Origin of the sequence: Campylobacter sp. (assembly GCF_017646085.1) — a bacterium.
GTDB lineage: Bacteria > Campylobacterota > Campylobacteria > Campylobacterales > Campylobacteraceae > Campylobacter.
Map to the genome: position 1 here is coordinate 1 of NZ_JAGCNF010000140.1, position 4,066 is coordinate 4,066.

The following is a 4,066-nucleotide window of genomic DNA, read 5'->3' on the forward strand; positions in this document are numbered from 1 at the left end:
AAACTTTGGAACACCATTTGCTTAGGGCTTTTATAACTTAATAATATTTCTATAAAAGGACTTATAATGGGTTTTAGAATAAATACAAACGTAGCAGCTCTAAATTCACACGCAAACGCAATTGTAAATGATAGAGCACTTACTAGCTCACTTGGTCGCCTAAGCTCAGGGCTTAGAATTCAAACAGCAGCTGATGATGCATCAGGTATGGCTATTGCTGATAGTCTTCGCTCTCAAGCTAACTCCCTAGGTCAAGCCATTGCTAATGCTAATGATGCTGTAGGTATCATTCAAACTGCAGATAAAGCTATGGATGAACAGATTAAAATACTTGATACTATTAAAACCAAAGCTATCCAAGCAGCACAAGATGGTCAAAATGCTGATTCTAGAAGAGCTCTTCAAAATGATATTAGCAGACTACTAGAAGAACTAGATATGATAGCTACTACTACAAGCTTTAATGGACAACAACTACTAAATGGAAATTTTTCAAACAAAAACTTCCAAATTGGTGCTTATAGCAATGAAACTGCAAAAGTAAGCATAGGTGCTACTAACTCAAATACTATAGGGCATACTAGGTTTGAGACGATATGTAATGCCATATTTTCATCAGTTTCAGCGCTAAATGGCGTTACGGTAAAATTAAGCGGAATTGATGGTTATCCAGGTGGTTATACATTCCAAAAAATTGCTTCAGGAACTTTTCAAACAGATGGCTTAAAAGCCGTAGCTGAAATGATGAACGGAGTTTCAGATAAAACCGGCGTAAGAGTAAAAGTTAATAATACTCAAATTTTTAGTAGCGCAGTTAAATCTGGTACAGTTCAAGGATTAATGATAAATGGTGTAACAATAGGCAATATTACTCTTAAGGCTAACGATAGCGATAATGTTTTAATCGGTGCAATCAATGCTAAAAAAGATGAGACTGGCGTAGAGGCTAGTCTAGATAATGGTAGATTAGTTTTAGCCGCCAAAGATGGTAGAGCTATTGTAATTGGTACTTTTTCAGATAGTTATACAGTTTTAGGTGGTGCTATTACTGGTGCTTCAACTGGTAGCGTAGCAGGTCAAGGTGCCGTACTTTTGGGTCAAATGACATTTATCCGCCAAGACGCTAGAGATATTAAAGTTGGTATAAGCGGTATGTCTCAAATAAGTAATATGTCGGGAATTACAATTACTAATACATCAATAGCTTCTGAAGTATATAATCAAGCTAGTGTAAATTTAAAATATATGAACTCAGGAACTATTAGCTCAACGCTTGCTAGAGCTATGGGCTTCTTTAATGGTGGAGCTTCTGCAGCTGGTCAAATGACAGATCAGTCTGGTGGCGTAAATACCTATGGTGGCGCTCAAGCCATGATAGATGTAGCTGAATCAGCTAGAAAAAGTCTAGATAGAATCAGAGCTGACCTAGGTTCAGTACAAAACCAATTAATAGCTACGCTAAATAATATCACAGTTACTCAAGTAAATGTAAAATCAGCTGAATCTCAAATAAGAGATGTAGACTTTGCTAGTGAGAGCGCAAACTTCTCTAAACATAACATTCTAGCCCAAAGTGGAAGCTACGCTATGAGCCAGGCAAATGCTGTACAGCAAAATATCTTAAAACTACTACAATAAGTTAGTTTTAGCACTACGCCTAAACACAAGGCGTAGTAATCTTTATAAATAGCTTCATTACCATAAATAGATTGATAAAACCTCATTAAATCAAACATTTGTAACACATTATTTAAAATTTAAATTTATTTTTCTATTTTTAGCTAAAAAATATCCAAATTTAGCTACAATGGATGGAAAATTTTTTAAAGGTAATTCTATGATATATAAAATTTTGATTGCCAACCGTGGTGAAATAGCTGTTAGAATCGTTAGGGCGTGTAAAGATTTACATATCAAAAATGTAGCTATCTACACAGAACCAGATAAAGACTCTTTACATGTAAAAGTTGCTGATGAGGCATATGAGATAGGCAAAGACCCGATTAAAGGCTACCTAGATGCTGCTAGAATAGTAGAAGTAGCTAAGGCGTGTGGTGCTGATGCTATACATCCTGGATATGGATTTTTGAGTGAAAATTATGAATTTGCTAAGATGGTTGAGGATGCTGGTCTTACATTTATTGGGCCAAAATCTGAAGTTATTTTAAAAATGGGAAATAAAAATATCGCTAGAAATTTAATGCATAAAAATGGTATTCCAGTTGTGCCAGGTACTGAAGCGTTAAATAAAGAGAGCATTGAAACTATAAAATTAGAAGCTGAAAAAATAGGCTACCCAGTAATCCTAAAAGCAAGCGGCGGCGGTGGCGGTCGTGGTATTAGAGAGGTATGGGATCCAAAAGATTTAGAAAGTAGCTATGAGAGTTGTAAAAGAGAGGCTAAGGCGTTTTTTAATAATGATGAAGTCTTTATGGAAAAGTTAATTGTCAAACCAAGGCATATTGAATTCCAAATTTTAGGTGATAATTATGGTAATTTAATTCACCTTTGTGAGCGTGATTGCTCTATCCAAAGACGCCACCAAAAGGTAATTGAGATTGCCCCATGTCCTACTATTAGTGAGGATTTGCGTAAAAGAATGGGTGTGGCTGCAGTTGCAGCAGCTAAGGCTGTAGGATATACTAACGCTGGTACAATAGAGTTTTTGCTAGATGATTATAATAACTTTTATTTTATGGAGATGAATACAAGAATTCAAGTAGAACATGGCGTAACTGAGGAGATTGTAGGAGTCGATCTAATCTCTAGACAAATTCGCATTGCATCAGGGGAGATTTTAGATATAGATCAAACAGAGGTTAAACCTCAAGGTGTTGCTATAGAGGCTAGAATTACAGCTGAGAATGTATGGAAAAATTTTGCTCCAAGTCCTGGTAAAATCACAGGTTATTTCCCTGCTCTTGGTCCTGGCGTAAGGGTAGATAGCCATATGTATCAAGGGTATTCTATACCGCCATTTTATGATTCACTTGTAGCTAAACTAATAGTAAAAGCTAGAAGTTATGATTTGGCTGTAAGTAAGCTTGAGCGTGCTTTAGATGAATTTACAATTGAAGGCGTTAGAACCACGCTGCCATTTCTTTTAGCTATATCTAAAAGAAGACACTTTAGAAGAGGATTTTTTGATACTAGCTATATCGAAGAGAGACTTCAAGATATTTTAGAAAATACTCATGATCACAATCAAGAGAATAAAGAAGAGGTAATTGCAGCTATTACAGCAGCGATTCAAAAGGTAAAATCTAGTAGAGAAAATGGGTAATTTATGGATTTTTTAGATAGTTTAAAAGAGATAAAAGGGCAGATGGTAAAAGAGCAAAAGGCTCAAACTCCAGTTTCAAAACCAAAACCAAATCCAAACCGTGATGAGTTTAAAGATATATTTTCTGAGCCAGAGGTAGTAGCTGATAAAGAGGCTAGGCTAAGAGATGAATTTATGGAATTTATCAAATATTCGGATATAAAAAAGCTTGACTGAGATTGAATTTAGCACTTTAGATACGCCTTGTGCGTATCTAAAAGGTAAAAACGCTAGAAGTAGCTATAAGTATATTTATGAAGCATCATATGCTTATAATTCTGCTTTGGTTGAGCATGGTTATAGAAGATTTGGTAAGTATTTTTCAAAGCCAATTTGTAAAGATTGCAATGAATGCAAAAGTCTAAGAATAGACGCTCAAAAATTTAAATTAACTAAAAGTTTAAGGCGAGTAATCCGTAAAAATAAAGACGCTGGTATAGAAGCTGTAGTAACTCGTCCACATCTAAGTCAAGCACATATAAATCTATATGAAAAATATCATAAATTTATGCAAAATAAGCGAGGCTGGGAGTATCACCAGATGAATTATGAACGCTATTTTAGTGTTTATGTAGATGGTGCTGGAGAGTTTGGCTTTGAGGTAGATTATTATGATAAAGTCCTTGCTGCAGTAGAAAGACGTTTTGATCGTGAAATAGATAAAATACAAGATACTATTGATGAAATAGAGAAACAGAATGAACTTCTGGAAAAACAGAAAGATTTATATGATTCTGCTCTTAC

Annotated in this window: 3 protein-coding genes and 1 pseudogene; all 4 read left to right on the forward strand. The window is 35.1% G+C overall.

Going from position 1 to position 4,066, the window contains the following annotated elements; genetic code table 11:
* Window positions 1-66: 66 nt before the first annotated feature.
* Window positions 67-1,638: a flagellin B gene (locus J6V67_RS07210; RefSeq protein ID WP_291860819.1), complete on the forward strand. Its 1,572-nt coding sequence runs from the start codon at window positions 67-69 to the stop codon at window positions 1,636-1,638.
* 199 nt (window positions 1,639-1,837) lie between these two features.
* Complete coding sequence (locus tag J6V67_RS07215) at window positions 1,838-3,283, forward strand: acetyl-CoA carboxylase subunit A (protein WP_086247187.1); 1,446 nt, start codon at window positions 1,838-1,840, stop codon at window positions 3,281-3,283.
* Between the two features lie 3 nt (window positions 3,284-3,286).
* On the forward strand, window positions 3,287-3,499 hold the full coding sequence (locus tag J6V67_RS07220) for a hypothetical protein (RefSeq protein WP_086228222.1): 213 nt from the start codon (window positions 3,287-3,289) through the stop codon (window positions 3,497-3,499).
* Window positions 3,492-4,066 (forward strand): annotated as a pseudogene (locus J6V67_RS07225) (hypothetical protein); the annotation flags it as partial. The gene J6V67_RS07220 and the pseudogene J6V67_RS07225, both read left to right, overlap by 8 nt.

What these genes read in the sequence shown, in the direction of transcription:
- J6V67_RS07210 (WP_291860819.1), top strand. Translation starts at nt 67, where the DNA reads ATGGGTTTTAGAATAAATACAAACGTAGCAGCTCTAAATTCACACGCA.
- J6V67_RS07215 (WP_086247187.1), top strand. Translation starts at nt 1,838, where the DNA reads ATGATATATAAAATTTTGATTGCCAACCGTGGTGAAATAGCTGTTAGA.
- J6V67_RS07220 (WP_086228222.1), top strand. Translation starts at nt 3,287, where the DNA reads ATGGATTTTTTAGATAGTTTAAAAGAGATAAAAGGGCAGATGGTAAAA.